Raw genomic sequence first — 25490 nt, forward strand, 5'->3', positions numbered from 1 at the left:
GGGCGAACGCGGGGGAGGAGACCACCACCTGTCCGGTCGGGCCGTCCGCGACGACCTCCCCGTCCGCGAGGATCACCACCCGGTGCGCCAGCTCCGCCGCCAGCTCCACGTCGTGCGTGGCCAGGACGATCGCGTGCCCCTCGGCCGCGAGCCCCCGCAGCACACCGACGAGCCGGGCCTTCGCCGCGTAGTCCAGGCCCCGGGTCGGCTCGTCGAGCAGCAGCAGCGGCGGGCGGCCCGTCAGCACGAGTGCCAGGGCGAGCGCGAGGCGCTGCCCCTCGGACAGGTCCCGGGGGTGGGTGTCGTCCCCGACCCCCGGCAGCAGCCTGGACACCAGCGCCCGGCAGGTGCCCTCCGCCGCGCCCGCGTCCCGGTCGGCGGCGGCGCACTCGGCGGCCACCGTGTCCGCGTACAGCAGATCGCGCGGCTCCTGCGGTACGAGGCCGACCCGGCGCACCATCGCCCGCGGGTCCGTCCGGGCCGGAGCCAGGCCGCCGACGCGCACGGTGCCCGCGGTGGGCTCGATCATGCCGACGAGCGCGCCGAGCAGCGTGGACTTGCCGGCCCCGTTGCGCCCCATCAGGGCCACCGTCTCGCCCGGCGCCACGGTGAGCGTCACCCGCCGCAGCGCCTCGACCCGGCCGCGCCGCACCCCGAGCCCGTCGACCCGGGTGACCGGATCGACGGGGGCCGGGGCGGGGGAAGCGGCGGACCTCCGCCCCAGCAGCCGGGCGAGGCGCCCGGGACGGGAGGGACGGGCGGGGACGGGCGGCCGCCCACCAGCCGGACCAGTCGCACCAGCCGGACCGGTAGGACCAGCCGAACCGGTAGAACCAGCCGGACCAGCCGGACCAGCCGGACCAGCCGGACCAGCCGGACCAGCCACCGTCCCCGGGACCGCGTCCGGCCCGGACGCGGCCTCAGGCGAGCCCGGCCCCGAGGCGGCCTCCCGCGCCCGGTCCGACGCCGGGGACGCGCCCGCCCGCACGGGCGTCCCGGCACCCGGCTGCTCCGAGGCCGCCGCGCACCCCGATGCCCCCGCCGCCCCGGCGGGCCGCGTGCGACAGCCGCTCCCGCAGCCCGCCCGCCCCGCGCCGGGCGTCCCGTACCGACAGGGGCAGCGGGTCCCAGCCCGCCAGCAGGCCCAGCTCGGCCACCGGCGGCCGGACCGGCGACACCTTCATGATCCCGGCGGGCGGACCCGTCACCGGGGCCTCGCCCGGGGCGGGCAGCAGCACGACCTGGTCCGCGTACTGCACCACGCGCTCCAGCCGGTGTTCGGCCATCAGCACGGTCGTGCCCAGGTCGTGCACCAGCCGCTGGAGGACCGCGAGGACCTCCTCGGCCGCCGCCGGGTCCAGCGCGGAGGTCGGCTCGTCCAGCACCAGCACCTTCGGGTGCGGGGTGAGCACCGAACCGATCGCCACCCGCTGCTGCTGGCCACCCGACAGGGTCGCGATCGGCCGGTCCCGCAGCTCGGCCAGGCCCAGCAGATCGAGGGTCTCCTCGACCCTGCGGCGCATCACGTCCGGGGCGAGCCCCAGCGACTCCATGCCGTACGCGAGCTCGTCCTCGACGGTGTCCGTGACGAAGTGCGCCAGGGGATCCTGGCCCACGGTCCCGACCAGATCGGCCAGTTCACGCGGCTTGTGCGTCCGGGTGTCACGGCCGTCCACCGTGACCCGGCCCGACAGCAGCCCGCCCGTGAAGTGCGGGACGAGCCCCGAAACCGTACCCAGCAAGGTCGACTTGCCGACACCGGAGGGTCCGACGAGCAGCACGAGCTCGCCCTCGGGGACCGTGAGGTCGACCCCGGACAGGGTGGGACGCTCCCGGCCCTCGTACCGCACGGAGACCCGCTCGAACCTGATCACACCTGCTCCTTGCCGCGTCGCGCGGGTCTGTCGGCCGCCGCCCGGTTCGACGGCGGTACGGGGGCGACCAGCGCGGGCAGCAGCCCGATCAGCGCCGCCGTCGCCGGCCACAGCGGCAGCACCGGCGCGGTCAGCGGTACGACCCCGGGGCGCAGCGCCTCCGGATCCACCCCGCCCGCCCAGATCATCGCCACCGCGACTGCCGCACCCGAGCACGCCACCAGCCAGGCCCGCACACCCCACCGGTCCGGGCGATAGCGGGTACGCACCGAGCGCCGCCCGCCGAGCCGCAGCCCGGCCATCGCGGTCACCAGGCCGGCCAGCAGCAACGGCAGCCCGTACACCGCCCCCTGCGCGGCCAGCAGACCGTACGTACCGGCGCACACCCCGAGCAGCCCGCCCAGGGTCAGGACGTTGGTGGTGTGCCGGACGGCCGCCGGGACCCGGGCGGTACGCCCGTACCCCCGCGCGTCCATCGACGCGGCCACCGCCACCGACCGCTCCAGCACCGGCAGCCCGATCTGCGCCACCGCCCGCACCCCGCCGGTCGGCCGCCCCCGCAGCCGGCGCGCGGTGCGCAGCCGGAGCACGTCGGCCACCATGTTCGGCGCGAACGTCATCGCGACCACGACGGCGACCCCCGCCTCGTACAGCGCACCGGGCAGCGACTTCAGCAGCCGCGCCGGGTTGGCCAGCGCGTTCGCCGCGCCGACGCAGATCAGCAGGGTGGCCAGCTTCATCCCCTCGTAGAGGGAGAAGACGAGCTGCTCGGCGGTGACCCGGCCGCCGATCCGCACCCCCTGCGCCCAGTCGGGCAGCGGCAGCTCGGGCAGGGTCAGCACGGTGTGCGAACCGGGGATCGACGAGCCGAGGAAGACGGAGAACAGCAGCCGCAGCGCCACCACGAACAGCCCGAGCTTCACGAACGCGCCGTAACTGCGCGCCCACGGCGCGTCCGTGCGCCGTGCCGCCACCACATACCCGGCCACGCCGACCAGCAGCCCGAGCAGCAGTGGGTTGGTCGTCCGGGACGCAGCGGTGGCGAGCCCCAGCGCCCACAGCCACCACGCCCCGGCGGGCAGCGCGTTGGCGCGGTCCGCCGCCGGCGCGCGCAGGGCGCGGCGCAGCAGCCGGGCCGGGGCCGGGGATGCGGTCACCGGCGGCGGCGGGCCTGGACGACGGCGGCGATGCCGAGCAGCAGGACGGCGCCGATGCCGACGAGGAGCCCGACGGACGGACCGCCGCCGTCCCCGTCGCCCTCTGCGCCCGTCTCCTGGTCGTCCGCGGTCTCGGCGGGGGCGGACGGCTTCGCGCTGCCGCCGTCGCCGGACACCTGCTCGCCGCAGCCGGACTTCGGGTAGCCGGAGATCGCGCAGAGCAAGGCGCTGTCGTCGTACCGCAGCGGCTTCGCCACCGCGGCGAGCGCCTCCGCGCTGCTGGCGTCCGGCGCGACCCGGGCGCAGGCCGTCCGCAGGGCGGGCGGCTTCTCCCCGTCCGGGGCGTCCGTGGACGTCCCCGGGTCGATCACCAGCGCCACCCGCTTCTTGCCGTCCTCGGCCGGGGTGTCCGCGCAGATCGCCCCGAAGTCGGGGGCGCGGCGCGGCTGGTCGGCGTCGCCGGAGTCCTCGCTCACGGCGAACCGGAAGCCCTGGACCGTACCGTCGTCCGGGCGCAGGAGGGACGGCCCCTGGGTGGCGTACTCCCAGTTCTTGCCATTGCCCTCCCAGAAGGACCAGTAGCGGTACCCGGCGGCCTGGGCGTTGCCCGCGCCGAGCAGGAGGCCGGAGGCGGCGACGAGGGCGGCCAGCAGCGAGACGAGGGGCACGCGCAGCCGGGCGGGTACCGGCCTGCGCGGTGCACCCGGAGTGCGCCTCACGGCCGCTTGCTCCAGCGGGGCAGGGCTCACGGCTGCTGCTTCTTCCGGCGCATGCTGAGCAGGAAGCCGATGCCGGTGCCGGCGAGCAGCCCGATCCCGATCAGCCACCCCAGGCTCAGCCCGCCGTCGTCGCTGTCGGTGCCGCTGGAGGGCTGCGGACCGGTCGGCGTCGGCGAGGGGAGGGCGGTGGCGGCCGGGGAGGGCCCCATGCCGTTGAGCTGCTTGACGAGGTCGACGCCGCCGAAGCTGCGCGCGTCGGCGCCGGTGGCGTGCGCGGCGAGGATCAGCTGCGCGGTGGCGGCGGGGCCGCCCCGCTTGCCCCAGTCGGTGCCGTTCTTCTGCAGCCAGGCCACCGACGACGAGGCCTTGTCCTTGTGCCCGGAGGCGGCGAGGGCGACGACGGCGTCCGCGGTGTTGCCGTAGTCGGGCTGCGGGGCGGAGTCCTCGGTGCCGGGCATCGGGGGCTGCTCCAGGTACGGCTGCTTCTCCAGCGTGTCCGCGAGGAAGGAAGCGCCGTTCTGGGCGCTCTGCTCCGGGCTGAGCTCCTCGCCCTTCGTGCAGGAGGGGTCCTTGACCGCGTTGGAGGTGCCGGAGGCGATCCCCTTGCCCATCAGGCCGAGCACGGAGGCCGCGGTGGCGTCCAGGTTGGCGGTCAGCTCGCCCTTCTCGCCCGGCTGGTAGGCGAACGCGCCGCCGTCCTTCTCGCCGCAGGCGATGGCCAGGGACTGGAGCGCGGTGTACGGGGTGCTGCCGTCGGCGGTCGTGAGCTCGCTGACCGGGACGCCGGTGCGGGCGAGGGCGCCGATGACGATCGAGGTGGAGTTCGCGTCGGACGGGCTGCCGGGGTTGTAGCCCCAGCCGCCGTCCTCGTTCTGCACGGACTTCAGCCAGTCGGCACCGTTGTTGGCGTCCTCGCGGTGCTGGTTGATCTCGACGAGGGCCTGGACGGCGACGGCGGTGGCGTTGGTGTCCATCACGGTCGACGCGTCGCAGGGCTTGGAGGCGTCCCGGTACGAGGTGAACGCCCCGCTGTCGCACTGCTGGCCCACCAGCCAGTCCACGGCCTGCGTCGACGGCGTGACGTACTCGATCTTCTGCGCGAGGAAGGCGACCGACTGCCGCCACACCCCGTCGTAGGTGGGGTCCGTGGTGCCGTAGAGCCCGGCCGGCAGATCCGCCGACGGAGAGGGACTCGGCGCGGCCACGGCCACGGGGGCGGCGACGCCCAGGAGCACGGCGGTGGTCGCGAGCGCGGCTGCGCTGCGGCGTACGGTCATGACTGGCTGGGCCTCTCCTGCGAGGGCCGGACTCCCCGGGCGCACGAGGGCACCGGGCTCCGGCCCCGTATGCCTCGACGGTGCCGGCCACCGGGGTTCCGGTGGCCCGAGCCGGTCACGCTCCGCGGAGGGCGGTCCGGCTGCCGTCGGGCGGACGGGTCACGGCTGGGGCGCTGCGCCGGATTCGCACCGGCTTCCCCCTGTACGGGCATGATGACGACCTGCCCACTCTACCGGTCCGTAGGGGAGCGGCCGGGGGCCGCACGTCGCGATGTACGTCACCGGCGTCGTCCCTGGTGGGGGCGGACACGGCGATGTACGCCCCCGGGGCGCGGGCCACGAGGGGCGGGACGTCACACGGCTCTGTACGTCACACGGCTCTGTACGTCACCGGGGGCCCGCCCGGGACGGCCTCCGCGCGGCCGAGCTTCACGAGCCGCCGCAGATGGGACTCGGCCTCCGACACGGCGATGGACCGCGAGCCGTGCGGGATCTGCTCCCAGGGCCGGTTCCACTCCATCCGCTCCGCGAGCTGCCACGGGGTGAGGGGCGTGGCGAGCAGTGCGAGGAGCCCGGTCAGCCGCTCCTCGTGGTGGTCCAGCAGCTCCCGCACGCGCCCGCCCGCGTCGGTGAAGGCGTGCTGGTGCGCGGGCAGCACCTCGGCCGCCCCGAGCCGGCCGATCCGCTCCAGCGAGGCGAGGTAGTCGCCCAGCGGATCGGTGACGGCGGTGTCGTCCGGGTCCTCGTACAGCCCGATGTGCGGACTGATCCCCGGCAGCAGGTGATCGCCGGAGAAGAGCCGCCCGTTCCCCGCCAGCCCGGCGGGGTGCCGCTCCTCCAGATGGAGGCAGACGTGTCCCGGGGTGTGCCCGGGGGTCCAGACGGCCCGCAGTCGCCGCCCGGCCAGGTCGAGCAGCTCGCCGGGGACGATCTCGCGGTCGGGCAGGGCGGCGCGCAGTCCCGGCAGGGTCCGCAGCCGTCCTCCGTCGCGGGCGGCGTGCAGCGGGGCGAGGTGGCCGTCCGGCGCGCCGGCGGCGGCGAGCTTGCGGGTGAGGTAGTCGAGCCAGGTGCCGGGCTCGGTGTCGCGGGTGCGCCGGACGATCGCGGTGTCGGCCTCGTGCATCGCGATCCAGGCCCCGGAGGCCTCGCGGACCTGAGCGGAGAGGCCGTGGTGGTCGGGGTGGTGGTGGGTGATGACGACACCGTGGATGTCGGTGACGGCGGTACCGAGGGCGGAGAGCCCGGCCACCAGGGTGTCCCAGGAGGCGGGATCGTCCCAGCCGGTGTCGATGAGGACCGGCCCCCGGTCGGTGTCGACGAGATGGACCAGGGTGTGCCCGAGCGGGTTGTCCGGGATGGGCACCTTGATGCTGTGGACGCCTCCGCCATGGTCGGTCACCTGCGTCACGTGTGTCACCTGCGCCATGGGCTCCCCTTCTCCGCTCCGGCCTCCACTCTAACGAGAACTCGTTCCAGTGGTAGCCCGGGTCTACCACATCGTCGGAGTGTGGTGGGCATTGACGTCGTGGCCTCCGTGGACTACTGAAACAAGAACTGGTATCAGTTCTGACGGGCAGTCAGTTGAGGGTGCATCGGGCGTCCGGGTTGGTTCACGGTTTCACGGGAGGCGACGGCCATGACGGAACGTACGGAACTGGTGGAGCACGGACGCCTGTTCATCGGCGGGGAGTTCACCGATCCGCTCTCCACCGAGGTCATCGAGGTGGTCTCCCCGCACACCGAACGGGTCATCGGCCGGGTGCCGCATGCCTCGCGGGCCGACGTGGACCGGGCCGTCGCGGCGGCCCGCCGGGCCTTCGACGAGGGCCCCTGGCCGCGGATGCCGCTGGACGAGCGGATCGCGGTGATCACGCGGATCAAGGACGCCTTCGCCGTACGCCACGAGGAGTTCGCGCGCCTGATCAGCGCGCAGAACGGCACTCCGTACAGCGCGAGCGTCATGGTGCAGGCGCTGGCCGCGATGATGGTGTGGGACTCGGCGATCACGGTGGCGCGGACGTTCCCGTACGAGGAACGGCGTGACGGGGTCCTCGGCCCGCTCCTGGTCCGCCGCGAACCGGTGGGTGTGGTGGCGGCGGTCGTCCCGTGGAACGTCCCGCAGTTCACGGCGGCGGCGAAGCTGGCCCCGGCGCTGCTGGCGGGCTGCACGGCGGTCCTGAAGGTCTCCCCGGAAACCCCCCTGGACGCCTACGTGTTGGCGGAGATAGCGGAGGAGGCGGGCCTGCCGCCCGGGGTCCTCTCGATCCTCCCGGCCGACCGGGAGGTCAGTGAGTACCTGGTGGGCCACCCGGACGTGGACAAGGTCTCCTTCACCGGCTCGGTGGCGGCAGGCCGCCGGGTGATGGAGGTCGCCTCGCGCAACCTGACCCGCGTCACCCTGGAGTTGGGCGGCAAATCGGCGGCAGTGATCCTCCCGGACGCGGACCTGGAGGCCGCGGTGGCGGGCATCGTCCCGTTCGCCTGGATGATCAACGGCCAGGCGTGCGTGGCACAGACGCGCATCCTGGCCCCGCGCAGCCGCTACGAGGAAATGGCGGAGGCGTTCGCGGCAGCGGCAGGCGCGCTCCGCGTGGGCGACCCCCTGGACCCGACGACCGAAGTGGGCCCGCTGGTGGCGCGACGCCAACAGCAACGCTCCCTGGACTACATCAGGCTGGGCCAGGAGGAAGGCGCCAAGATTCTCACCGGCGGCAGCCGCCCCGCCTCCCAGGAGCGCGGCTGGTACGTCGAACCCACCCTCTTCGGCTCGGTCGACAACTCCATGCGCATCGCCCGCGAGGAGATCTTCGGCCCGGTCATCTGCCTGATCCCGTACGGGGACGAGGCCGACGCGGTCCGCATCGCCGACGACTCCCCGTACGGCCTGAGCGGCAGCGTCTGGACGGCGGACACGGAACGCGGCATCGACATCGCCCGCCGCATCCGCACCGGCACGTACAGCGTGAACACCTTCAGCCTCGACATGCTCGGCCCGTTCGGCGGCTACAAGAACTCGGGCCTGGGTCGTGAGTTCGGCCCCGAGGGCTACGGTGAGTTCTTCGAGCACAAGATGATCCACCTGCCCGCCGGCTACCGGGAGGCGTGATGGGCGACCGCTGGCACCTGGAGGTCGACCGCTCCGTCTGCATCGGCTCCGGCATGTGCGTCAACCACGCGGGCGACGCCTTCCACCTGGACTCGGCCCGCCAGTCCCACCCGACGACGGAGGACCGCGACGCGGGCGAACACGTCCTGGCGGCGGCGGAGGGCTGCCCGGTGGAGGCGATCACGCTGACGCTGGCGGGGTCGGGGGAGGTGGTGTTCCCGCCGGAGGAGTGAGGGGGCCTGGCTTCCTGGCTTTCCGGTCGGCAGGAAGGGGGACGGAGGCTCTCCTCCGTGTCGACCGGCCGGTGCGTCCCCTGCAGGTAGGAAGCCTCTGCAGGGGACGCACCGGAGCCGCTACTGACTCTTCGAGGCGGTGATGACGGGAGTCCTGAATCCGCCCGTTCCGTTGCCCGGGTAGGCGTAGATGTTGCCGTTGGTGTGGATGGCGATCAGATCGGCCTTGCCGTCGGCGTTGAAGTCCGTGCCGCTCAGCAGACGCATGTTCGTCCAGCCGTCGCTGGTCTTGCCGACGCTCTTGACGGTGCCGTCTCCCCGGCCGGTGTAGAGGTAGAGCGAACCATTGTTGTGCACGCCGACGATGTCAGCCTTGCCGTCGGCGTTGAAGTCACCGGTGGAGATCATCCGCATGTTGGCCCAGCCGGTACCGGCGACTGAGGCGCTGGCGAAGCCGGAGCCCGTGCCCGCGTAGAAGTACAGAGTCCCGTCGGTGTGGACGGCGAGCAGGTCACCCTTCTTGTCGCCGTTGAAGTCCCCGGCGGAGAACAGGCGAATGTTGTTCCAGCCCGTGCCGGCGACGGAGGAACCGGTGATGCCGTTCTTCCCGTTGCCCGGGTAAAGGTAGAGGTTGCCGTTCAGATTCGCGGCCAGCACGTCGGGCTTGCCGTCGCCGGTGAAGTCGCTGGCGGCAAGCAGGCGCATGTTGGACCAGCCCTGGCCGATCTTGACACGATCGCCGAACGTGCCCTTGCCGTCGCCGGGCTGGGTGTAAAGGTTCTTGTCGGCGGAATCGACCGTCAGGACATCGGCCTTGCCATCACCGTTGAAGTCGGTGGCAGTCATCAGTTGGGCCCAGGAACGCCCCATGGTGTCCGCGATCCAGGCGCCCACGTCGTCGGTGCGGGTGGCCACCGCATCGGTGCGTGTCTCGGTCTCCCCCAGGCAGCCGCCTTGCCGAGACCGGGTGGCGATGCCGACGAGCTCCGTGCGTCCATCGAGTTGACGCAGCAGCGGAGCACCGGAGTCGCCCTTGCACAGACCGTCGTCGGTGGTGGCGCCGACCAGGTTGACTTCCGCGGTGGAGACGCCGCCGACCTTCAACTGCGCCGTGTGCGCGGTACCCGGAACCCATTCGGTCCGCGTGCGGCCGAAGCCGATGCCTTGAAGGACCTCGCCCGAATCGGCGGGGGCGGTGGCGAGCGCGATCGGAGCGATGGCAGTGGAGGCCGGAGTGGCCAGTCGTGCCAGAACGAGGTCACGGCCGGAGTAGGGGACCAGCTCGACGACTTCGCTGACATGCCCACCGCTGCCGTCCAGGGAGCTCCGGCCGACGCTGGCGACGGTCGTCCACGCCGGCTTGCCCGCTGGTATGTCACCGGCCTGCTGAGGGTTCTCGGCGAAGCACGAGGAGGCGGTCAGCACCCACTCGCCGTTGACCAGCCCACCGGAGCAGGAGCGGGTGGCTTCGCCCTCACCGATGTGCAGGCGTACCACCGCGGCCTGCGCGGCGGCGGGGGTGGCGGGCCCTGCGGCCGCGCCGGCAGGTGTGGCGCCGAGCAGGGAGGTGCTGGCGACCGTGGCCAAAGCGGCCGCGAGAAGCGCGGATCGAGAACGTGTGCGATACACGGGAGGAGGCGTCCTTTCTGAAAATGGATTGAGCGACCGGTTGCGCAGCACGGCGTGAAGCCATGAACTCCGCAAGACGGAGAAGGGTGCGCAGGCCCTGGGGCTGACGCTACTTGAAGGTGCGGATCTCGACGAGGACGTGTTCGCGTCCCTCAGGGTCGACGGTTTTCACCGACCGGCTCGTACGTGTCCTTGCCGACCTGGACGGTGGTGCTCTCCCCTTTGGCGGTCAGCGTCAGATCGGCGTCCATGTCCGAGGTCTTCACGGCGGATACGGACAGGATCTCCATCGGGAGAAAGCCGCCGTCAGAAATCTCATTCACGCACCAAGGGGATCTCTCCAGCGCAGCTCCGCCCGGCATACTGGTGGGTCGGCGTTCCCTGCGCCCAAAAACATCAGTGCGTACTGGCGGAGCGGGATCCGCGGACGGGGGTGGATGGATCGCCGCACAGAAGTGGGTCTGGGTGCTGGCGGCTCCATGCTCACCTGGCGACCCGGCTCCGGCGAGCGCATTGCAGAAGTCCCCCCAGACGGCCCTCGCCTACGTCGACTTGGCGTTCGATGCTCAGGCGGGTGGCTGTGCGCCCATGGCGCAAGAAGTCCCAACATGTATGTGGTCAACGGTCGAAGGGGTGAATCTCCCCAAAAGCGGGCGATGCGGAGAATGCATCGCCTTGCCCCCCTCGGCGCTCTTCTGATTAGAACATCCCGGCATTCGAGCAAACTGTCCATATGTGGACCAAGCGGATGATCACGATCTGGTAACCCGGGGGCATTGAGAGTTCGCGGGGTGGTCTGAGCGAGATTGATTGCCTTGCCCTGCTGGGGAGGGGAGTTTCTCCAACTGGACTGTTCGCCTTCATAGTTGGGAAGGCTGAGTGGAAAGAGCTGAAACTGGCGCTGTGCGGGTTCTCGACCGGTGTCACCTGTCATCCGCGATCCGGTTCACCGACCGGCAGGGCTTTGTGGCAGCCGGGTTTTCGGGCATCCCGCGCCCCGCCCTACGCTCAGACCGCCGGCTCGCCCCCCGCCCCGGTCCGGAGCAGCCCCTCCGGTGCCCGTCGCAGTGCCCGGATCGCCGGGACGCTCAGCATCACCGCCAGCAGGGCGCACGACATCACCGACGAGAAGATCAGCACCTCGTTCGCGCCGAACGCGTCCGCCGCCGGGCCCGCCAGGGCGCGGCCCAGGGGGATGACCATGATGGAGCCCGCGACGTCGTACGCCGAGACGCGGCTCAGGACCGTCAGCGGGATGTGCGACTGGACGCTCGTCGCCCACATCACGCCCCAGAACGCGAAGCCGTAGCCCGCGATCACGTGGGCGATCGCCGTGGCCGTGAACGACCATTCCAGCGCCGGGGCGAGGGGGTTGAGCGCGAAGCAGAGCATCGCCAGGGCCCCCGCCACCAGTGGGCGGCGCGGGCGGACCCGCATGCCGATCAGGCCGCCGATGATCGTGCCGGCGCCGTCCGCCGAGGCGATCCAGCCGTACCCGCTCGCCCCGTGCTGCTCGATCATCAGCGCCGCGCCCAGCGGCAGCGCCGGGCCGAACACGAACAGGCCGTACACCGACCAGACCGCGATCACACCCCACAGCCACTGACGGGACCGGAACTCCTGCCAGCCCGTCATCAGCCGGCGCCACATCGGGGCGTCGCCCTCGTCGCGCTCCGTATGCAGCTTGCGCAGGGGGAGCAGGACCAGCGCGCTGAGCGCGTACGCCGCCGCGATCACCACGTACGAGCCCGACACCTGCCAGTACGCGACGAGGATGCCCGCCAGGCCCGGACCCAGCAGGGTGCTCAGCGCCTCGGAGATCCGCAGCAGCGCGTTGGCCTTCTGGATGTCCTGTGCGACCCGGGGGACCATGCTCGCCATCCCGGGCTGGAACATCGCCGTCGCGGCCCCGCTGAGCGCCATCAGCCCCATGATCTGCCACAGCGGGACGCTGTCGGAGGAGAAGAGGAGCGTGGCCAGCGTGAGCATGGCCAGCATGCGCACCACGTCCGCGCAGATCATCATCAGCTGCGGCGTGAACCGGTCGGCCAGCACCCCGCCGAACAGCACCAGCAGCACGATCGGGGTCATCCACGCGGCCAGCGCGTACCCGACGCCGCTCGCCCCGTGGCCCGCCCCCAGCACCGCCGTGGTCAGGGAGACCATCAGCATGCCGTCGGCCAGCAGCGACGCGCTGCGGGCCGTGAAGAACAGCCGGAAACGGGTCGACCGCCAGGGGCTCGGCAGCGGGGCCGCCTGCTGCGGAAGGGTCGTGTCGTCAACGCTCATGTCACACCTGCCGGCTTCTGCCGGTCCCTTCCTCGATGATCTCCAGCCGACGCCATGCGTCGCTCCGGTCCGGCTCGCCGGGCGGGTTCCGGACGAGTACGTAGCGGTGGGGCGCCAGGACGCCCGAACCGGCGGCCGGGATGAGGGCGGTCAGTGCCCGGTGGGCCGCCTCGGGCGTCAACGGCGTTGCGCCGCAGGCGATGTACGCCGTGAGGTGCGGGTCCGCCACAGCCGCCGCCCCCGCCGTGCCGTCCGTCGTCCCGTGGGGTCCTGGCTCCTTCGCCACCCGCACGGGCAGTCCGCCCACCGCCCGGCCGAGGGTCTCGCGCACGGCGTCGGGTGAGACCCAGCAGCCGTCCACCCGCAGCCAGCCGGGCCCGTGTCCGGCGGGGCGGACCCCCGTCACGTCGGTCAGTGAGTCCATCGGCACGTCCCCGGCGGCGGCCGCCTCCAGGAGCAGGACCAAGCCGGAGAGGAACCCCTCCGCCTCCTCGGGGGCGAACAGCGAGGGGGCGGCCCACAGGGAGATGTGGAGCTGGGGGGCCGTCCGGTACGTGAAGGCGAGCAGCCGGGTCGGCAGCGTCTGGGGCGGACCCCAGGTGAGCTCGTGCTCGGCGTCGTCGCGGTCCTGCGCGTCGGTGCCCAGGAGCGGGGCGGGCAGGGCGCTCACGTCGTTGAAGACCACGTCCCGGCCGAAGTGGCTGCCGCGCTCGGCGGTGACGCGGCCGATCATCTCCCACAGCCGCAGGGAGTCGAACTGGCTGTGCCGGTAGGCGTTGAGCACCGCCCCCCAGGTCCGGGCGACCAGGGCGTCGAAGGCGGGCACCCGGACGTCCAGGTGGAGCAGCGCGTCCTGGGACGTGGTGGTCACCGAACGGGCGACCCGGGGGTGGAAGCGGTTGGCGCTCGGGACGGCGGTGACACAGCTGTCCTGGCCCGCCCGGTGGGCCACCAGCGCGCACCAGGCGGCCATCAGCACGGTGGCCTCGGGGTGCCCGGTGCGGCGGGCCGCCCCGGCGAGCGCCCGGCCGCCCCGGCGGGAGCGCAGCGTCAGCTGCCGGGCCTCCTCGTCGGTGCCCGGCCGCCTGCCGCGCTGCTCCGCGAACATCTCCTGCGGCCCGGTGCGCAGGATCCGCTCCCAGTACCTCAGGGACGCCTCCGACTTCCGCAGCCCGGCCGGGGATGCCTCCACGGCTGCCAGGTCGACCGGGGGCAGGGACGTCAGTTCCGGCAGCTCCTTGCCCGCCAGCAGTTCGGCGAACTCCTCGCGCAGGACGGCCATCGCGCTGCCGTCCGCCACCGCGTGGCTGAACGCCAGCGCCACGTGGACCGGTGCTCCGGCCACGGTGAGCAGGGTGATCCGCAGCGGGAACTCCCGCTCCAGGTCGAACCGCCCGGCCCGGGCCGCCCGCGCCACCGACTCCGCGTACCCCGCCGGGTCGCCGGGGAGTTCGGCGTGGTCGAGGACGGTCACCGTGAACGTGCCCTCCGTCGCCACCACCTGGTCGACCGGTGCGCACCCCGGTCGGTGCGGGAAGGTGGTGCGCAGCCCCTCGTGCCGTACGGTCAGGGCCCGCAGGGCGTCGGTGACGGCCTGCTGAGCGGTGCCCTCGGGGACGGGCCACACGTCGTGGATGTTGATGTGGGTGGGGTCGTCCCGCAGGATGCAGCGGATCATGTTGGCCTGGCCCATGGTGACCGGGCCGCGCCGCTCCTCGCCGCCCGCGTAGGCGAGGGTGACCGTGGTCGTGGTGGTGTGCGGAGTGTTCGGGTGCATGGTGTCCTTGCCGGCGGCGGGGTTCATCGGGTCACGGCCAGGCCCGCTTCGGTGCTCGCGCGGGTCAGGGCCTCCCAGTGGTCCATCAGGTGCGCGAAGCCGGCCATGTCGTCGCGGGCCTCGTCCAGGAGCCCGGAACGTCGCTCGGCGAGGGTGTCGGCGACCGTCGTGTAGCGGTCGCCGAGCCGGCGGTAGGCGCGCTCGACGACGTCGAGGCGGCGTTCCACGTCCGTACGGCCGAGGCCGGTGCTGTCCCGGACGAAACCGGCCACCACGGGGGCCCGCAGGCGGCCCTCGGCGTCGAGCAGCGCTTCCCCGGCCGCCGCCGTCCTCGCGTACACGGTGTTCAGATACGCCTTCGCGAGCAGGAACTTCGCGAACCGGACCTGGTACGCGAGGAAACCGGCGTCCGTACGCCGTTCCTCCGTGTGGAAGTTCACGATGTGCCGGTTGTGCTCCAGGCCGGGCAGCCGGGCGTCGTGGGCGAGGTGCAGCAGGAAGTAGTCGCTGCCGATGGTGTCGGTCGCCGGCGGCAGCGGGACCCTGCCGTACAGCTCGTGGTCGAAGCCGATGTTGCACATGTCCACGCGCATCGGGCTGATGGGGGCGAGCGTGGTGCGGTCGCCGTCGAACGTCCCGTTCCCCGCGCCCCGGAACGACGCGTCGATCAGGTGGTCGCGCCAGATCTCCGGGGAGCCTTCGGGGAGCGACAGGCCGACCAGTTCGCGGTACGTGCCGGGGTCGAGCTCGCGGATCTCCGCGACGTCCACCGACATCTCGCCCACGAAGGACCCGCCCGCCACCGCCACCCGGCGGCCGCCCGAGCCCGGGGGCAGCTTGCTCCTCGTCACGGACTTCCCCGCCTCGTCCGCCCGTTGGCCCAGGTAGGTGAGCTCCTGGTGGAGGGGGAAGACCGGCTCGCCGCCGGCGTGCTGGTAGCGGCTGTCGGAGTCCCGGCGGTGGACGGACGTGCAGCCGAGGGCCTGGGCGATGAGGAACGCCCGGTTGGTGCACGCCCCGTAGGAGACACGATCCGGCAGCATCAGCTCCAGCAGCCGGTCCGGCCGGGCCGCGCCGGACCGGTCCGCCACCTCGCGCAGGAAGGCCCGCTGCTCGTCCTCGTCGAGGTGGTGGACCCTCACCCCGGGCGCGGCGGGCAGCGCGGCCACCGCCCGCCGATGCCCGGCGAGCACCGGCGCGGGCGAGGAGTCCAGGATCAGCAGGTGCACCTCCGCCCCGAACTCCCGTGCTCCGTGCGCGGCTTCCTCCGCGATCGCCGCGATGGTGCCGGTGCAGGCCCGGTGGGTGGGCAGAGTCAGGCAGACGCGGCGCACGAGGGCTCCCCGCTCCGCGCGGCGGTTGCCGGGCCCGCGGCGTCCTCGACCGGGTCCTGCCAGGAGGACAGCCCCAGCAGCCGGCTGCCCAGCGGGTTCAGCTCGGCCGTCGGGTAGCGCTTGGACTCGGGCAGCACCGGGTCGCCGACCAGGGTGCGGTTCCAGCGCGGGGTGCGCAGGTGGCGCCAGGACTCCACCCGGGACTTGCGCAGCCGCTCGTGCTCCTCCAGCGCGGGCATCATCGACAGGTACTGCACGGCCCGCACCCCGTTCTCGGAGAGGTTGCGGGCCACCCCGTGGGCCAGCAGGCCGTTCCAGATGAGCAGGTCGCCGGGGCGCAGATCCGGCCGTACGACGGGGAGTTCGTCCCGGTCGACGGCGGGGCGCAACGGGTCCCGGTCCGCGGGCTGGGCGACCTTCCAGGCGTCGAACTGCCGGAACAGCTCCGGGCAGCACTGGAAGCCGCCCGTCTCCGGCCGGGTGTCGTTGAGCGCGATGATGCCCTGCACCCGCTGCGGCGGCACGGCGAGCGTGGTGTCGATGTCCCAGTGCAGCTCGATGTCGAAGCCCCGGTCCGTCGGCTCGATCAGCGCACGGTCGCGGTTGCCCCGGTTGGGCGGGTTGAGGTTGAGCCGGTCCAGGGTGACCCACAGCTCCTCGCAGTCCCACACGTCGACGAAGGCGTCGTACACCCGCTCCGACTGCCGGTTGTCCCAGAGGAGTTGGTGGTGGTACGCCTCCACGAATCCGTAGATGTGCAGTTGCTGGTCCAGCTCGGAGCGCAGCGGCCGGTCCTCGTACCAGCTCTCCGGGCGGTCCGGGTCCAGGCCCTGGAACTCCCACGTGAAGTCCAGCAGTCGGCGGGCCGTCGCCGCCGGTATCGCCTCCCGGACGATGACGTAGCCGTAGCTCTGCCAGTGTGCGAAGTCCTCCTCGGACAGCACCCGCAGCGGACGCGACTTGTCGAGCTCCCGCAGCGCCGTCTGGGCGAGGTAGGCCTCGCCGTCCGCGCTGAAGTACGGGATGTCCGAGGCCGCGCGGTGCAGACGGGCCCGGCGGCGAGGGGCGGGGGTCGTCATGAGGTTCATGGCAGGTTCTTCTCCTCGGCCGGCCGCGCGGCGACCCCGGGGGAGCGGGGGCGCCACGGTCGGCGGGACGGATGGGAGTGCCGTGGTGCGAGGAGCCGTGACCACGTCGATCAGCAGGATTGGTCCAGACCGCCCGGACTGTCAAGTGCCCGGTACATATGGGGATATGGCATGCCGTCCCGTTCCCGGCGGCCACGGAACTGATACCTCTTGTTCGGAATTTTTGGTCTAGACAACAGGTGAGCGACGGGCCTAGTGTCCAACTGCGTGGTCGGGTTCGTGACGACCTGTCAGCCCGCTTTTCCAGAAAGACGCGGTCTCATGAACAGATCCAGCACCACCTCCCTTCCGGACATCGAGCTGAAGAGCCCCGGCCCCGGGCTGATCACGCTGGACCCGGTCCGCACCGCGCTGCTGTGGGGCCTGGACGACCTGCTGACCGGCCTGGCCGCGCAGCTCTCCGCTCCGGAGGTGGTGGGGCCGCCGCTGCTCTCCGTCGACGGACTGGCACGGCTGGACTTCTTCCGCAACTTCCCTCATCTCGGGGTCTCCGCAGGCCGGTTCGGCCCGGACGTGCTCGACGCTCTCGCCTCCGGCGGCTCCCCCCAGGACCTTCCGCTCGACCCGACCGGCCATGTGCTGCCGTCCGCGACCTGCTACGGACTGCTGCTCTCCCTGGAGGGCCAGGACGTCGGCGATGACGGGCTGCGGCTCTCGGCGGTCGGCCGCTGCTTCCGCAACGAGACCCACTACGACGGCCTGCGCCGCCTGTGGGGGTTCCACATGCGTGAGGTGCTCTATCTCGGAACCAAGGACGGGGCCACCGAACACCAGGCGCGTGGAGGGGAGTTCGTCCAGGAAGTCGCCGGGCGGCTCGGCCTGACGCTGACCAGGGCGGCGGCCGACGACCCGTTCTACGACAACGGGGGCTCGCGGGCCCGCCTCATGGCGCTGGACCCGGTCAAGTACGAGTACAGCGCGCCCGACGGCACGGCGATCGCCTCCGTCAACCGGCACCGCAACTTCTTCGGCGAGCGGCTCGGCATCCGCGCCGGTTCCCACGGGCCCGCGTACAGCTCCTGCGTCGCCTTCGGCGTCGAGCGCTGGGTGCACGCGATGATCCTCGCCCACGGCACGGCCGAGCGGGCGCTGGAGCGGCTCCGGACCGCCACCGGGGCCTGACGGCCACCCCGAGCGCCGCCCCCGGAGCGGCTCAGTCACCAGAACAGCAAGAGGAGCGATTTTCCCATGGACCAGGTCTCAGCGTGGCTCCACGAGAAGAACCCGGGCCTCGACGGCCCGATCGGCGTGGACGAGGACCTCATCGAGGCCCGCCTCATCGACTCGATGGACTTCCTGGAGTTCGTGGATCTCCTGGAGGAGATCTCGGGCGGCAGCATCGATCTGCAGGAGGTCACCATCGACGACTTCCGCACCCTCGCCCGCGTCAAGGAGCGCTTCCTCGACCCCGCCGGCCACGCGGAGGTCCCGGCCGGGTGAGCGAAGGACCCGGCCGGGCGGGCGGGGCGCCGGCCTCCTCCGGTGTCCCGCCCGCCGCGCACGGGAAGGGCGGGGACTCCCTCGCACTGGTCGCCACCACCGCCGAGGTGCTGGCCCACCCGGAGTTGGACGAGAGCCTGCTCGCCCCCTGGGAGCGGCGCCGGCTCGCGGGCGTCCGGGTGCCCGCCCGGCGCGACGACGTGCTGGCGGCCCGGCTGCTGCTGCGGCTCTGCGCCTCCCGGGTCACCGGGCTGCCACCGCGCGAGGTGGAGCCGGGCCAGCGCTGCCCCGGATGCGGGCGGGACGGGCACGGGCGGCCGTACCTCCCGGGCCACCCCGGTCTCGGCGCCGGTTTCAGCCATGCCGACGGTCTGGCCGCCGCGGTGGTCGGGCCGGGCCCGGTCGGTATCGACGTGGAGCCCCTGACCCGTCGGCCGGGGCCCACCTCCGTACTGCGACGGCTCCTGCCGCCCGGCGAGGTGGACGCCGCCTGCGCCGAGACCGAACCCGGTCCGGCGCTGCTGCGGTTGTGGGTCCGCCGGGAGGCGTTGTTCAAGGCCGGGCGGGACGACCTCCCGGTGACCACGTGGACGGACCGGCACCGCGGGGCCGTGGTGGCACTCGCCGGGGCCGCCGGGGCGGACGTGGACGGAGCCTCCGGGGTGGACAGGGCCGACGGGGCCGCCGGGACAAGCATGGACGGAGCCGCCGGAGCCGCCGGGACAGACTCGGACAGGGCCGCCGGAGCCGCCGGGACAAGCGCGGAGGGAGCCGCCGCGGCAGACGTGGACGGGGCCGCCGGGGTGGACGGAGCCTCCGGCGCGCTCGTGCCTCCGCTCAGCCCCGCTGCTTCCCCGCCCCCGGTTCCGCCGTCAGGTCGATGAGCCGGCAGACCGTCTCGATGTCGATCTTCACCTGGGCGATCGACGCCCGGCCCGACAGCCAGGTGATCAGTGCCGAGTGCCAGGTGTGCTCGATGACCCGTACCGCGGAGAGCTGCTCCGGAGTCGGGTGCTCCAGGCCCATCGCGTCCAGGATGATCGCCGTGGTGAGCCGGGAGACCGTGTCCACCTCGGGGCTCACGCTGCGGTCCGCGAAGGTGAGCGCGCGGACCATGGCGTCCGCGAGGTGCGGTTCGCGCTGCAGGGCGCGGAAGGCGCGCATCAGCGTCTCGGCCACCCGCTGGGCCGCGTCCTCGCCGGCCGGCGGGCGCTTGCGGAGCGTGGTGTGCAGGTGCTGGAGCTGGTCCTGCATGGTCGCGACCAGCAGATGGATCTTGGACGGGAAGTAGCGGTAGAGCGTGCCCAGCGCGACCCCGGCGGCCTCGGCCACCTCCCGCATCTGCACCGCCTCGAACCCGCCCCGGCTCGCCAGCTGGGCACTGGCGTGCAGGATGCGGCGGCGACGAGCCTCCTGGCGCTCGGTCAGCGCAGGCGCTGCCGGTCTGGCGTCCGCGGTCATGCTGTCCCCGTTCCACGATCCATGATCCATGGCTTGATCCGCCCGGACGGGCGAAACGAGCCGTCCGGGCGCGGACAGCATGCCAGGGCGTCCGTCGTGGCGCGAATCACCTGATCCGGCCGTTCCGCCGACGCTACCTGCCGGTAGATTCGACGCACGTCGAGCGATCAAGTAGGAAACTCGTTCCAGCGAGTCTGAAACTTGTTCTAGATTAGCGCGACCGGTTACGCTCCGGCGAACACGCAGTCAGAAGGGGGCCGAGTGTGACCGCTGAGGCCGTAGAGACAGGCCCCCGCACGGGCGACGGCAGCTCCGCCGGGACCGGCGACCGGCCGTTGCGCATCGCACTCCTCACATACAAGGGCAATCCTTTCTGCGGCGGCCAGGGCGTCTACGTCCGCCACCTCGGGCGCGAGCTGGCCCGCCTGGGGCACAGCGTCGAAGTGATCGGCGCGCAGCCCTACCCGGTGCTCGACGAGGGCGTCCCGCTGACCGAGCTGCCCAGCCTCGACCTCTACCGGCAGCCCGACCCCTTCCGCACCCCGAAGCGCGGCGAGTACCGCGACTGGATCGACCTCGCCGAGGTCGCCACCATGTGGACCGGCGGCTTCCCGGAGCCGCTCACCTTCAGCCTGCGCGCCCGCCGCCACCTGCTGGCCCGGCGCGGCGATTTCGACGTGGTCCACGACAACCAGACCCTCGGCTACGGGCTCCTCGGCGACCTCGGGGCCCCGCTCGTGACGACGATCCACCACCCCATCACCGTGGACCGCAGGCTCGACCTGGCCGCCGCGGCCGGTCGCCGCCGACGTGCCTCCGTACGCCGCTGGTACGCCTTCACCCGCATGCAGAAGCGGGTCGCCCGCAAGCTGGACACGGTCCTCACCGTCTCCGGTTCCTCCCGCGACGAGATCGTCGAGGACCTCGGCGTGCGCCAGGACCGGATCAGCGTCGTCCATATCGGCGCCGACACCGACCTGTGGTCGCCCGACCCCGCCGTCCCCGAGGTGCCGGGCCGCATCGTCACCACCTCCAGCGCCGACGTCCCCCTCAAGGGGCTCGTCCACCTCGTCGACGCGCTCGCCAAACTCCGCACCGAGAACCCCGCCGCCCACCTGGTCGTCGTCGGCAAGCGCGCCGAGGACGGGCCCGTGGCCCGCGCGATCGAGCGGCACGGGCTCGCGGACGCCGTCGAGTTCGTCAAGGGCATCAGCGACGCCGAGCTGGTCGACCTGGTGCGCAGCGCCCAGGTCTCCTGTGTGCCCTCGCTGTACGAAGGTTTCTCGCTGCCCGCCGCCGAGGCCATGGCCACCGGCACCCCGCTCGTCGCCACCACCGGCGGAGCGATCCCCGAGGTCTCCGGGCGCGACGGGGAGACCTGTCTCGCGGTGGAGCCCGGAGACGCGGACGCGCTGGCCGGTGCGCTGGCCCGGCTGCTGGCCGACCCGGAGCTGCGCGCCCGGCTCGGCACGGCGGGCCGTGACCGGGTGCTGGCCAACTTCACCTGGGCCCGGGCGGCCGCCGGAACGGCCGAGCTGTACCGTCAGGCGATCACCGCCCGCGGAGTCCGCAGGTGACCGCCGTCCCCCGGGCGGCCGCGCGCCCCCGGGCGAGCGTGGACCCGCTCGTCGCAACCCGTACCTCCGACCTCGAAGGCAGGCCCTCGTGCTGACCGTCGACTTCACCCGCTTCCCGCTCGCCGCCGGCGACCGAGTGCTCGATCTGGGCTGCGGTGCCGGCCGGCATGCCTTCGAGTGCTATCGGCGCGGAGCTCAGGTCGTGGCCCTCGACCGGAACGGCGAGGAGATCCGCGAGGTCGCCACGTGGTTCGCCGCGATGAAGGAGGCCGGCGAGGCCCCCGAGGGCGCCACCGCCACCGCGATGGAGGGCGACGCCCTCAACCTGCCGTTCCCCGACGACTCCTTCGACGTCGTGATCATCTCCGAGGTCATGGAGCACATCCCGGACGACAAGGGCGTCCTCGCCGAGATGGTCCGGGTGCTCAAACCGGGCGGCCGGATAGCCATCACCGTCCCGCGCTACGGCCCCGAGAAGATCTGCTGGGCCCTCTCCGACGCGTACCACGAGGTCGAGGGCGGCCACATCCGTATCTACAAGGCCGACCAGCTCCTCGCCCGGATCCGCGAGGCCGGCCTCAAGCCGTACGGCACCCACCACGCGCACGCCCTGCACGCGCCGTACTGGTGGCTCAAGTGCGCCTTCGGCGTCGACAACGACAAGGCCCTGCCGGTGCGGGCGTACCACAAGCTGCTGGTCTGGGACATCATGAAGAAGCCGCTCGCGACCCGGGTCGCCGAGCAACTCCTCAACCCGGTCGTCGGCAAGAGCTTCGTCGCGTACGCCACCAAGCCGCACCTTCCGAAGGCCGAGGCGTGAGCACTCCCGAACAGACCGAACACCTCGTTCTGCCGGGCGTCCTGACGGCGTCCCAGGCCGCCGAGACGGTCGCCGCGATCGCCGCCGTACAGCGGGAGGACGGGGCGCTGCCCTGGTTCCGGGGGCATCACCTCGACCCGTGGGACCACACCGAGGCCGCGATGGCCCTGGACGCGGCCGGCGCGCACGAGGCCGCCGCCCGCGCCTACGAGTGGCTCGCCCGCAACCAGAACGGCGACGGGTCCTGGTACGCCGCTTACCACGACGGCGATCCGCGGCAGCCGACCGACCGCAGCCGGGAGAGCAACTTCTGCGCGTACGTGGCCGTGGGCGTCTGGCACCACTACCTCGCCACCGGCGACGAGGCGTTCGTCGACCGGATGTGGCCCACGGTCTACGCGGCGATCGAGTTCGTGCTCCGGCTCCAGCAGCCCGGTGGCCAGATCGGCTGGAAGCGGGAGCCGGACGGCACTCCGGTCGACGACGCGCTGCTGACCGGTTCCTCCTCGATCCACCAGGCGCTGCGCTGTGCGCTGGCCATCGCCGAGCGGCGCGAGGAGCCGCAGCCCGACTGGGAGTTGGCGACCGGGGCACTGGCCCACGCGATCCGCAGGCACCCCGAGCGCTTCCTCGACAAGAACCGCTACTCGATGGACTGGTACTACCCGGTCCTCGGCGGCGCGGTCACCGGGGACGAGGCGACCAACCGCATCCAGGAGGGCTGGGACCGCTTCGTCGTCCCCGGCCTCGGGGTGCGCTGTGTGCTGCCCAACCCCTGGGTGACCGGCGGAGAGAGCTGCGAACTCGCCCTGGCCCTCTGGATGACGGGGGAGTCGGACCGGGCCCTGGAGATCCTGCAGTCCATCCAGCATCTGCGCGCCGACGGCGGGCTGTACTGGACGGGGTACGTCTTCGAGGGCGACAAGGCCGTCTGGCCGGAGGAGCTGACCACCTGGACGGCGGGCTCCCTGCTGCTCGCGGTGGCCGCGCTCGGGGGGGACGAGGCGACCACCGCGGTCTTCGGCGGCGAGCGGCTGCCGGTCGGCCTGGAGCCGGACTGCTGCCGCTGAGCACCGCCGGGGGCGGCGCCGGTTCAGCGACGGATCCGGCCCGCCACGGCGTGCCCGATGAAGAGGTAGACCGCCGCCGCGAGACCGTACCCGGCGACGACGTTCGCCCAGGCCCGGTCGAACGTGAACAGGTCGTACGACCAGCCGGCCAGCCAGCGGGCCGCGTCGTGCACCCACTGCACGAAGTCGTTGCCGCGGTTGGCGTCCAGCAGGTACATCAGGATCCAGAGGATGATGATGAAGGCCAAGATGTCGGCCACGACGGCGATGACACGTGCCGCTGAGCTGCTTCCTGAACGGGTTCTGGGAGACATGGAGCTCTGGTTGCCGCTTTACCGAGGGTGAAACCCGGAGGGCCCGCGCCGGGTGGCCGTCCGGGGAACGGGCGCGTCCGGGCGGAAGCGCCGGGAAGGGCCTCCCGCACCGGGCGGATATCAGGATGGTCATCCCGGGATCCGCGGTTAGAGTGCCGCATGACGTCTTGCTCCTCAGTCTCCTCCCTCTCCTACGATCGCTGCTGCGACGAGATCCTGGCCCAGACCGACGCCCTGCGCGCGGCGCTGAACGGCGCCGATCTCGGTGCCACCGTTCCCAGCTGCCCCGACTGGACCCTTCGCGAGCTCGCCGTGCACGTCGGCGGCGCGCACCGCTGGGTCGGCGAGATCGTCCGGACCCGGGCTGCCGAAGAGGTTCCGGAGGACAAGGTGCCCGGCTTCGAGGGGCCGGACAGTGAGGACCCGGCCGCGCTGGACGCCTGGCTCGCCGAAGGCGCGGCCGCCACCGTCGCCGCGCTGCGCGAGGCCGGGCCGGACGCGGAGGTCTGGACGTGGGTGAGGGAGCGGCGTACGGCCTTCTGGGCGCGCCGCATGACGCACGAGACGGCCGTGCACCGGGCGGACGCGGCGCTCGCCGCCCGTGCCCCGTACGAGGTCGACGCCGAGGTGGCCGCGGACACCATCGAGGAGTGGCTGGGCATCGTCGCCCTGGCCCAGGAGGAGGGCGACCCGGAGGCGGCGGAACTGCGGGGCGGCGGGCGCTCGTTGCATCTGCACGCCACCGACGTGTCCGGCGCGGAGTGGCTGATCGAGTTCGGCGAGGACCGCTTCACCTGGCGGCACGCGCACGAGAAGGCGACGGTCGCGCTGCGCGGCACGCTCACCGATCTGATGCTCGTCTTCAACCGCCGCCTGGAGCCCACCGATCCGCGCGTGGAGGTGCTGGGCGACGCGGCGCTGCTGGACTTCTGGCTGGACCGCTCCTCGTTCGGCTGAGGCGTTCCGCCCCCGGGCGCGGTCGTCGAACTGCGGTCCAGGGGGTGGGGGTTGGTGTCTGCGGTTTGGGGCGTGGAGGGTTTCCCGTCTCCCGTCTCCCGTCTGCCGTCTGCCGTCTGCCGGTGCGACGCCTGCCGGGCCGAGTTGCCGAGTTGCCGAGTTGCCGAGTTGCCGAGTTGCCGAGTTGCCGAGTTGCCGAGTTGCCCAGGCGCCGTCGGGCCTGTCGTCGAACTGTCGCCTGCCGCGCGACGACGGCAGTCTGACGCCAAGGCCTAGCTGTTGAGTTCCGCCAGGGTCCGCAGCGTGTGCGGATCCGGGGCGGTGACCAGCAGATCCGTCACCGGGCCCGCACGCCACAGCTCCAGCCGTTCCGCGATGCGGGCGCGCGGCCCGATCAGCGAGATCTCGTCGGCGAACGCGTCCGGGACCGCCCGCACCGCCTCCTCCTTGCGGCCCTGGAGGAACAGCTCCTGGATCCGCCGGGCCTCCTCCTCGTACCCCATGCGGGCCATCAGATCGGCGTGGAAGTTGCGCGCGGCGTGCCCCATCCCGCCGATGTAGAAGCCGAGCATCGCCTTCACCGGCCACAGCCCCTCGGCCACGTCGTCACAGACGTGCGCGCGAGCCATCGGCGCGACCATGAACCCGTCCCGGAGCCCGGCGAGCGAGGCGCGGTGGACGTCGGTGCGCAGCGGCGACCAGTACAGCGGCAGCCAGCCGTCCGCGATCTCCACCGTCTGCGCGATGTTCTTCGGGCCCTCCGCCCCCAGCAGGACCGGAAGCGCGGCGCGCAGCGGATGCGTGATCGGCTTCAGCGGCTTGCCGAGCCCGGTGGCGTCCGGTCCGTCGTACGGGTGGGAGTGGAAGCGGCCGGCCAGTTCCACCGGCCCCCGGCGCGCCAGCACCTGCCGGATGACCTCGACGTACTCCCGGGTCGCGGTCAGCGGGCTCTTCGGGAACGGCCGCCCGTACCACCCCTCCACCACCTGCGGCCCCGACAGGCCGAGCCCCAGCATCATCCGCCCGCCCGAGAGATGGTCCAGGGTCAGCGCGTGCATGGCCGTAGCCGTGGGGGTGCGGGCCGCCATCTGGACGATGCCGGTCCCCAGCCGGATCCGCGAGGTGTGGGCGGCGATCCAGGTCAGTGGGGTGAAGGCGTCCGAGCCCCATGCCTCCGCCGTCCACACGGAGTCGTAGCCGAGCCGCTCGGCCTCCTGGACCAGGGCGAGCTGACCGGTGTCCGGGCCGCGGCCCCAGTACCCGAGCGCGAGTCCGAGCCGCATGGCACTCCCTCCGACCGTGACTGAC

21 protein-coding genes and 2 pseudogenes are annotated in these 25490 nt (G+C 72.7%); 9 read left to right on the forward strand and 14 right to left on the reverse strand.

What is annotated here, in order from left to right; translation table 11 throughout:
- Nucleotides 1-34: 34 nt before the first annotated feature.
- From KME66_RS25125 to KME66_RS25145, 5 genes and pseudogenes are all read right to left on the reverse strand, one after another.
- Nucleotides 35-1874, reverse strand: a pseudogene (locus tag KME66_RS25125) (ATP-binding cassette domain-containing protein); the annotation flags it as partial.
- Nucleotides 1871-3031 carry an energy-coupling factor transporter transmembrane protein EcfT gene (locus tag KME66_RS25130; RefSeq protein ID WP_216326161.1) on the reverse strand — a complete coding sequence of 387 codons (1161 nt, stop codon included), beginning with the start codon at nucleotides 3029-3031 and terminating at the stop codon, nucleotides 1871-1873. The pseudogene KME66_RS25125 and the gene KME66_RS25130, both read right to left, overlap by 4 nt.
- On the reverse strand, nucleotides 3028-3750 hold the full coding sequence (locus KME66_RS34595) for an SCO2322 family protein (protein WP_216329615.1): 723 nt from the start codon (nucleotides 3748-3750) through the stop codon (nucleotides 3028-3030). The genes KME66_RS25130 and KME66_RS34595 overlap by 4 nt, the downstream gene beginning before the upstream one ends.
- Nucleotides 3751-3776: 26 nt before the next feature.
- On the reverse strand, nucleotides 3777-5027 hold the full coding sequence (locus KME66_RS25140; protein ID WP_216326164.1) for a prenyltransferase/squalene oxidase repeat-containing protein: 1251 nt from the start codon (nucleotides 5025-5027) through the stop codon (nucleotides 3777-3779).
- Nucleotides 5028-5397: 370 nt separating this feature from the next.
- Nucleotides 5398-6453, reverse strand: coding sequence for an MBL fold metallo-hydrolase (locus KME66_RS25145; RefSeq protein WP_216326167.1), 1056 nt, complete (start codon nucleotides 6451-6453; stop codon nucleotides 5398-5400).
- Nucleotides 6454-6663: 210 nt separating this feature from the next.
- Between KME66_RS25145 and KME66_RS25150 the strand changes: the two genes are divergently transcribed.
- Both KME66_RS25150 and KME66_RS25155 read left to right on the forward strand, forming a co-directional pair.
- Nucleotides 6664-8133: an aldehyde dehydrogenase gene (locus KME66_RS25150; RefSeq protein ID WP_216326170.1), complete on the forward strand. Its 1470-nt coding sequence runs from the start codon at nucleotides 6664-6666 to the stop codon at nucleotides 8131-8133.
- On the forward strand, nucleotides 8133-8366 hold the full coding sequence (locus KME66_RS25155; RefSeq protein ID WP_216326173.1) for a ferredoxin: 234 nt from the start codon (nucleotides 8133-8135) through the stop codon (nucleotides 8364-8366). Before KME66_RS25150 ends, KME66_RS25155 begins: the two co-directional genes overlap by 1 nt.
- A gap of 120 nt (nucleotides 8367-8486) precedes the next feature.
- Here the strand turns inward: KME66_RS25155 and KME66_RS25160 are convergent, their stop codons facing one another.
- From KME66_RS25160 to KME66_RS25185, 6 genes are all read right to left on the reverse strand, one after another.
- Nucleotides 8487-10046 carry an FG-GAP-like repeat-containing protein gene (locus KME66_RS25160; protein ID WP_253208476.1) on the reverse strand — a complete coding sequence of 520 codons (1560 nt, stop codon included), beginning with the start codon at nucleotides 10044-10046 and terminating at the stop codon, nucleotides 8487-8489.
- Nucleotides 10047-10147: 101 nt separating this feature from the next.
- On the reverse strand, nucleotides 10148-10318 hold the full coding sequence (locus KME66_RS25165) for a hypothetical protein (RefSeq protein ID WP_216326176.1): 171 nt from the start codon (nucleotides 10316-10318) through the stop codon (nucleotides 10148-10150).
- Nucleotides 10319-11003: 685 nt separating this feature from the next.
- Complete coding sequence (locus KME66_RS25170) at nucleotides 11004-12284, reverse strand: MFS transporter (RefSeq protein ID WP_216326179.1); 1281 nt, start codon at nucleotides 12282-12284, stop codon at nucleotides 11004-11006.
- Nucleotide 12285: 1 nt separating this feature from the next.
- Entirely contained in the window at nucleotides 12286-14088 is a 1803-nt protein-coding gene (locus tag KME66_RS25175; RefSeq protein WP_216326180.1) for a condensation domain-containing protein, read from the reverse strand.
- Complete coding sequence (locus tag KME66_RS25180; RefSeq protein ID WP_216326181.1) at nucleotides 14085-15395, reverse strand: DUF6271 family protein; 1311 nt, start codon at nucleotides 15393-15395, stop codon at nucleotides 14085-14087. The genes KME66_RS25175 and KME66_RS25180 overlap by 4 nt, the downstream gene beginning before the upstream one ends.
- The gene (locus KME66_RS25185; protein WP_253208477.1) at nucleotides 15377-16483 is read right to left on the reverse strand and encodes a phytanoyl-CoA dioxygenase family protein; all 1107 of its coding nucleotides are present in this window, start codon (nucleotides 16481-16483) and stop codon (nucleotides 15377-15379) included. Before KME66_RS25185 ends, KME66_RS25180 begins: the two co-directional genes overlap by 19 nt.
- 321 nt (nucleotides 16484-16804) lie before the next feature.
- Between KME66_RS25185 and KME66_RS25190 the strand changes: the two genes are divergently transcribed.
- The 3 genes and pseudogenes from KME66_RS25190 to KME66_RS34155 all read left to right on the forward strand — a co-directional run.
- A complete protein-coding gene (locus KME66_RS25190; RefSeq protein WP_216326186.1) occupies nucleotides 16805-17665 on the forward strand; it encodes a hypothetical protein in 861 nt (286 codons plus the stop codon).
- Between the two features lie 66 nt (nucleotides 17666-17731).
- Complete coding sequence (locus KME66_RS25195; RefSeq protein ID WP_073218456.1) at nucleotides 17732-17983, forward strand: acetyl xylan esterase; 252 nt, start codon at nucleotides 17732-17734, stop codon at nucleotides 17981-17983.
- A gap of 86 nt (nucleotides 17984-18069) precedes the next feature.
- Nucleotides 18070-18615, forward strand: a pseudogene (locus KME66_RS34155) (4'-phosphopantetheinyl transferase superfamily protein); the annotation flags it as partial.
- 205 nt (nucleotides 18616-18820) lie between these two features.
- Here the strand turns inward: KME66_RS34155 and KME66_RS25205 are convergent.
- The gene (locus tag KME66_RS25205) at nucleotides 18821-19444 is read right to left on the reverse strand and encodes a TetR family transcriptional regulator (RefSeq protein ID WP_073218453.1); all 624 of its coding nucleotides are present in this window, start codon (nucleotides 19442-19444) and stop codon (nucleotides 18821-18823) included.
- A 263-nt stretch (nucleotides 19445-19707) separates the two neighbouring features.
- On the opposite strand from KME66_RS25205, the gene KME66_RS25210 reads away from it, so the two are divergent.
- The 3 genes from KME66_RS25210 (at nucleotide 19708) to KME66_RS25220 (ending at nucleotide 22911) form a co-directional block, all read left to right on the forward strand.
- Nucleotides 19708-21021, forward strand: a complete 1314-nt coding sequence (locus tag KME66_RS25210) for a glycosyltransferase family 4 protein (RefSeq protein WP_073218449.1) — start codon at nucleotides 19708-19710, stop codon at nucleotides 21019-21021.
- 88 nt (nucleotides 21022-21109) lie between these two features.
- Nucleotides 21110-21841, forward strand: coding sequence for a class I SAM-dependent methyltransferase (locus KME66_RS25215; RefSeq protein ID WP_216326193.1), 732 nt, complete (start codon nucleotides 21110-21112; stop codon nucleotides 21839-21841).
- On the forward strand, nucleotides 21838-22911 hold the full coding sequence (locus tag KME66_RS25220; RefSeq protein ID WP_216326208.1) for a prenyltransferase: 1074 nt from the start codon (nucleotides 21838-21840) through the stop codon (nucleotides 22909-22911). Before KME66_RS25215 ends, KME66_RS25220 begins: the two co-directional genes overlap by 4 nt.
- Nucleotides 22912-22934: 23 nt before the next feature.
- Here the strand turns inward: KME66_RS25220 and KME66_RS25225 are convergent, their stop codons facing one another.
- Nucleotides 22935-23225 carry a hypothetical protein gene (locus KME66_RS25225; RefSeq protein ID WP_073218440.1) on the reverse strand — a complete coding sequence of 97 codons (291 nt, stop codon included), beginning with the start codon at nucleotides 23223-23225 and terminating at the stop codon, nucleotides 22935-22937.
- Nucleotides 23226-23384: 159 nt separating this feature from the next.
- Here KME66_RS25225 and KME66_RS25230 point away from each other — a divergent pair, with 159 nt between their 5' ends.
- Nucleotides 23385-24182, forward strand: a complete 798-nt coding sequence (locus tag KME66_RS25230; protein WP_216326210.1) for a maleylpyruvate isomerase family mycothiol-dependent enzyme — start codon at nucleotides 23385-23387, stop codon at nucleotides 24180-24182.
- Between the two features lie 272 nt (nucleotides 24183-24454).
- Here KME66_RS25230 and KME66_RS25235 read toward each other — a convergent pair whose 3' ends face one another.
- Nucleotides 24455-25465 carry an LLM class F420-dependent oxidoreductase gene (locus tag KME66_RS25235; RefSeq protein WP_216326213.1) on the reverse strand — a complete coding sequence of 337 codons (1011 nt, stop codon included), beginning with the start codon at nucleotides 25463-25465 and terminating at the stop codon, nucleotides 24455-24457.
- Nucleotides 25466-25490: the final 25 nt, after the last annotated feature.

Source organism: Streptomyces sp. YPW6 (assembly GCF_018866325.1).
Taxonomy (GTDB): domain Bacteria; phylum Actinomycetota; class Actinomycetes; order Streptomycetales; family Streptomycetaceae; genus Streptomyces.

What these genes read in the sequence shown, in the direction of transcription:
- KME66_RS25195 (WP_073218456.1), top strand. Translation starts at nt 17,732, where the DNA reads ATGGACCAGGTCTCAGCGTGGCTCCACGAGAAGAACCCGGGCCTCGAC.
- KME66_RS25205 (WP_073218453.1), bottom strand. Translation starts at nt 19,444, where the DNA reads ATGACCGCGGACGCCAGACCGGCAGCGCCTGCGCTGACCGAGCGCCAG.
- KME66_RS25235 (WP_216326213.1), bottom strand. Translation starts at nt 25,465, where the DNA reads ATGCGGCTCGGACTCGCGCTCGGGTACTGGGGCCGCGGCCCGGACACC.
- KME66_RS25145 (WP_216326167.1), bottom strand. Translation starts at nt 6,453, where the DNA reads ATGGCGCAGGTGACACACGTGACGCAGGTGACCGACCATGGCGGAGGC.
- KME66_RS25170 (WP_216326179.1), bottom strand. Translation starts at nt 12,284, where the DNA reads ATGAGCGTTGACGACACGACCCTTCCGCAGCAGGCGGCCCCGCTGCCG.
- KME66_RS25230 (WP_216326210.1), top strand. Translation starts at nt 23,385, where the DNA reads ATGACGTCTTGCTCCTCAGTCTCCTCCCTCTCCTACGATCGCTGCTGC.
- KME66_RS25175 (WP_216326180.1), bottom strand. Translation starts at nt 14,088, where the DNA reads ATGAACCCCGCCGCCGGCAAGGACACCATGCACCCGAACACTCCGCAC.
- KME66_RS25140 (WP_216326164.1), bottom strand. Translation starts at nt 5,027, where the DNA reads ATGACCGTACGCCGCAGCGCAGCCGCGCTCGCGACCACCGCCGTGCTC.
- KME66_RS25185 (WP_253208477.1), bottom strand. Translation starts at nt 16,483, where the DNA reads ATGAACCTCATGACGACCCCCGCCCCTCGCCGCCGGGCCCGTCTGCAC.
- KME66_RS25150 (WP_216326170.1), top strand. Translation starts at nt 6,664, where the DNA reads ATGACGGAACGTACGGAACTGGTGGAGCACGGACGCCTGTTCATCGGC.
- KME66_RS25225 (WP_073218440.1), bottom strand. Translation starts at nt 23,225, where the DNA reads ATGTCTCCCAGAACCCGTTCAGGAAGCAGCTCAGCGGCACGTGTCATC.
- KME66_RS25190 (WP_216326186.1), top strand. Translation starts at nt 16,805, where the DNA reads ATGAACAGATCCAGCACCACCTCCCTTCCGGACATCGAGCTGAAGAGC.
- KME66_RS25155 (WP_216326173.1), top strand. Translation starts at nt 8,133, where the DNA reads ATGGGCGACCGCTGGCACCTGGAGGTCGACCGCTCCGTCTGCATCGGC.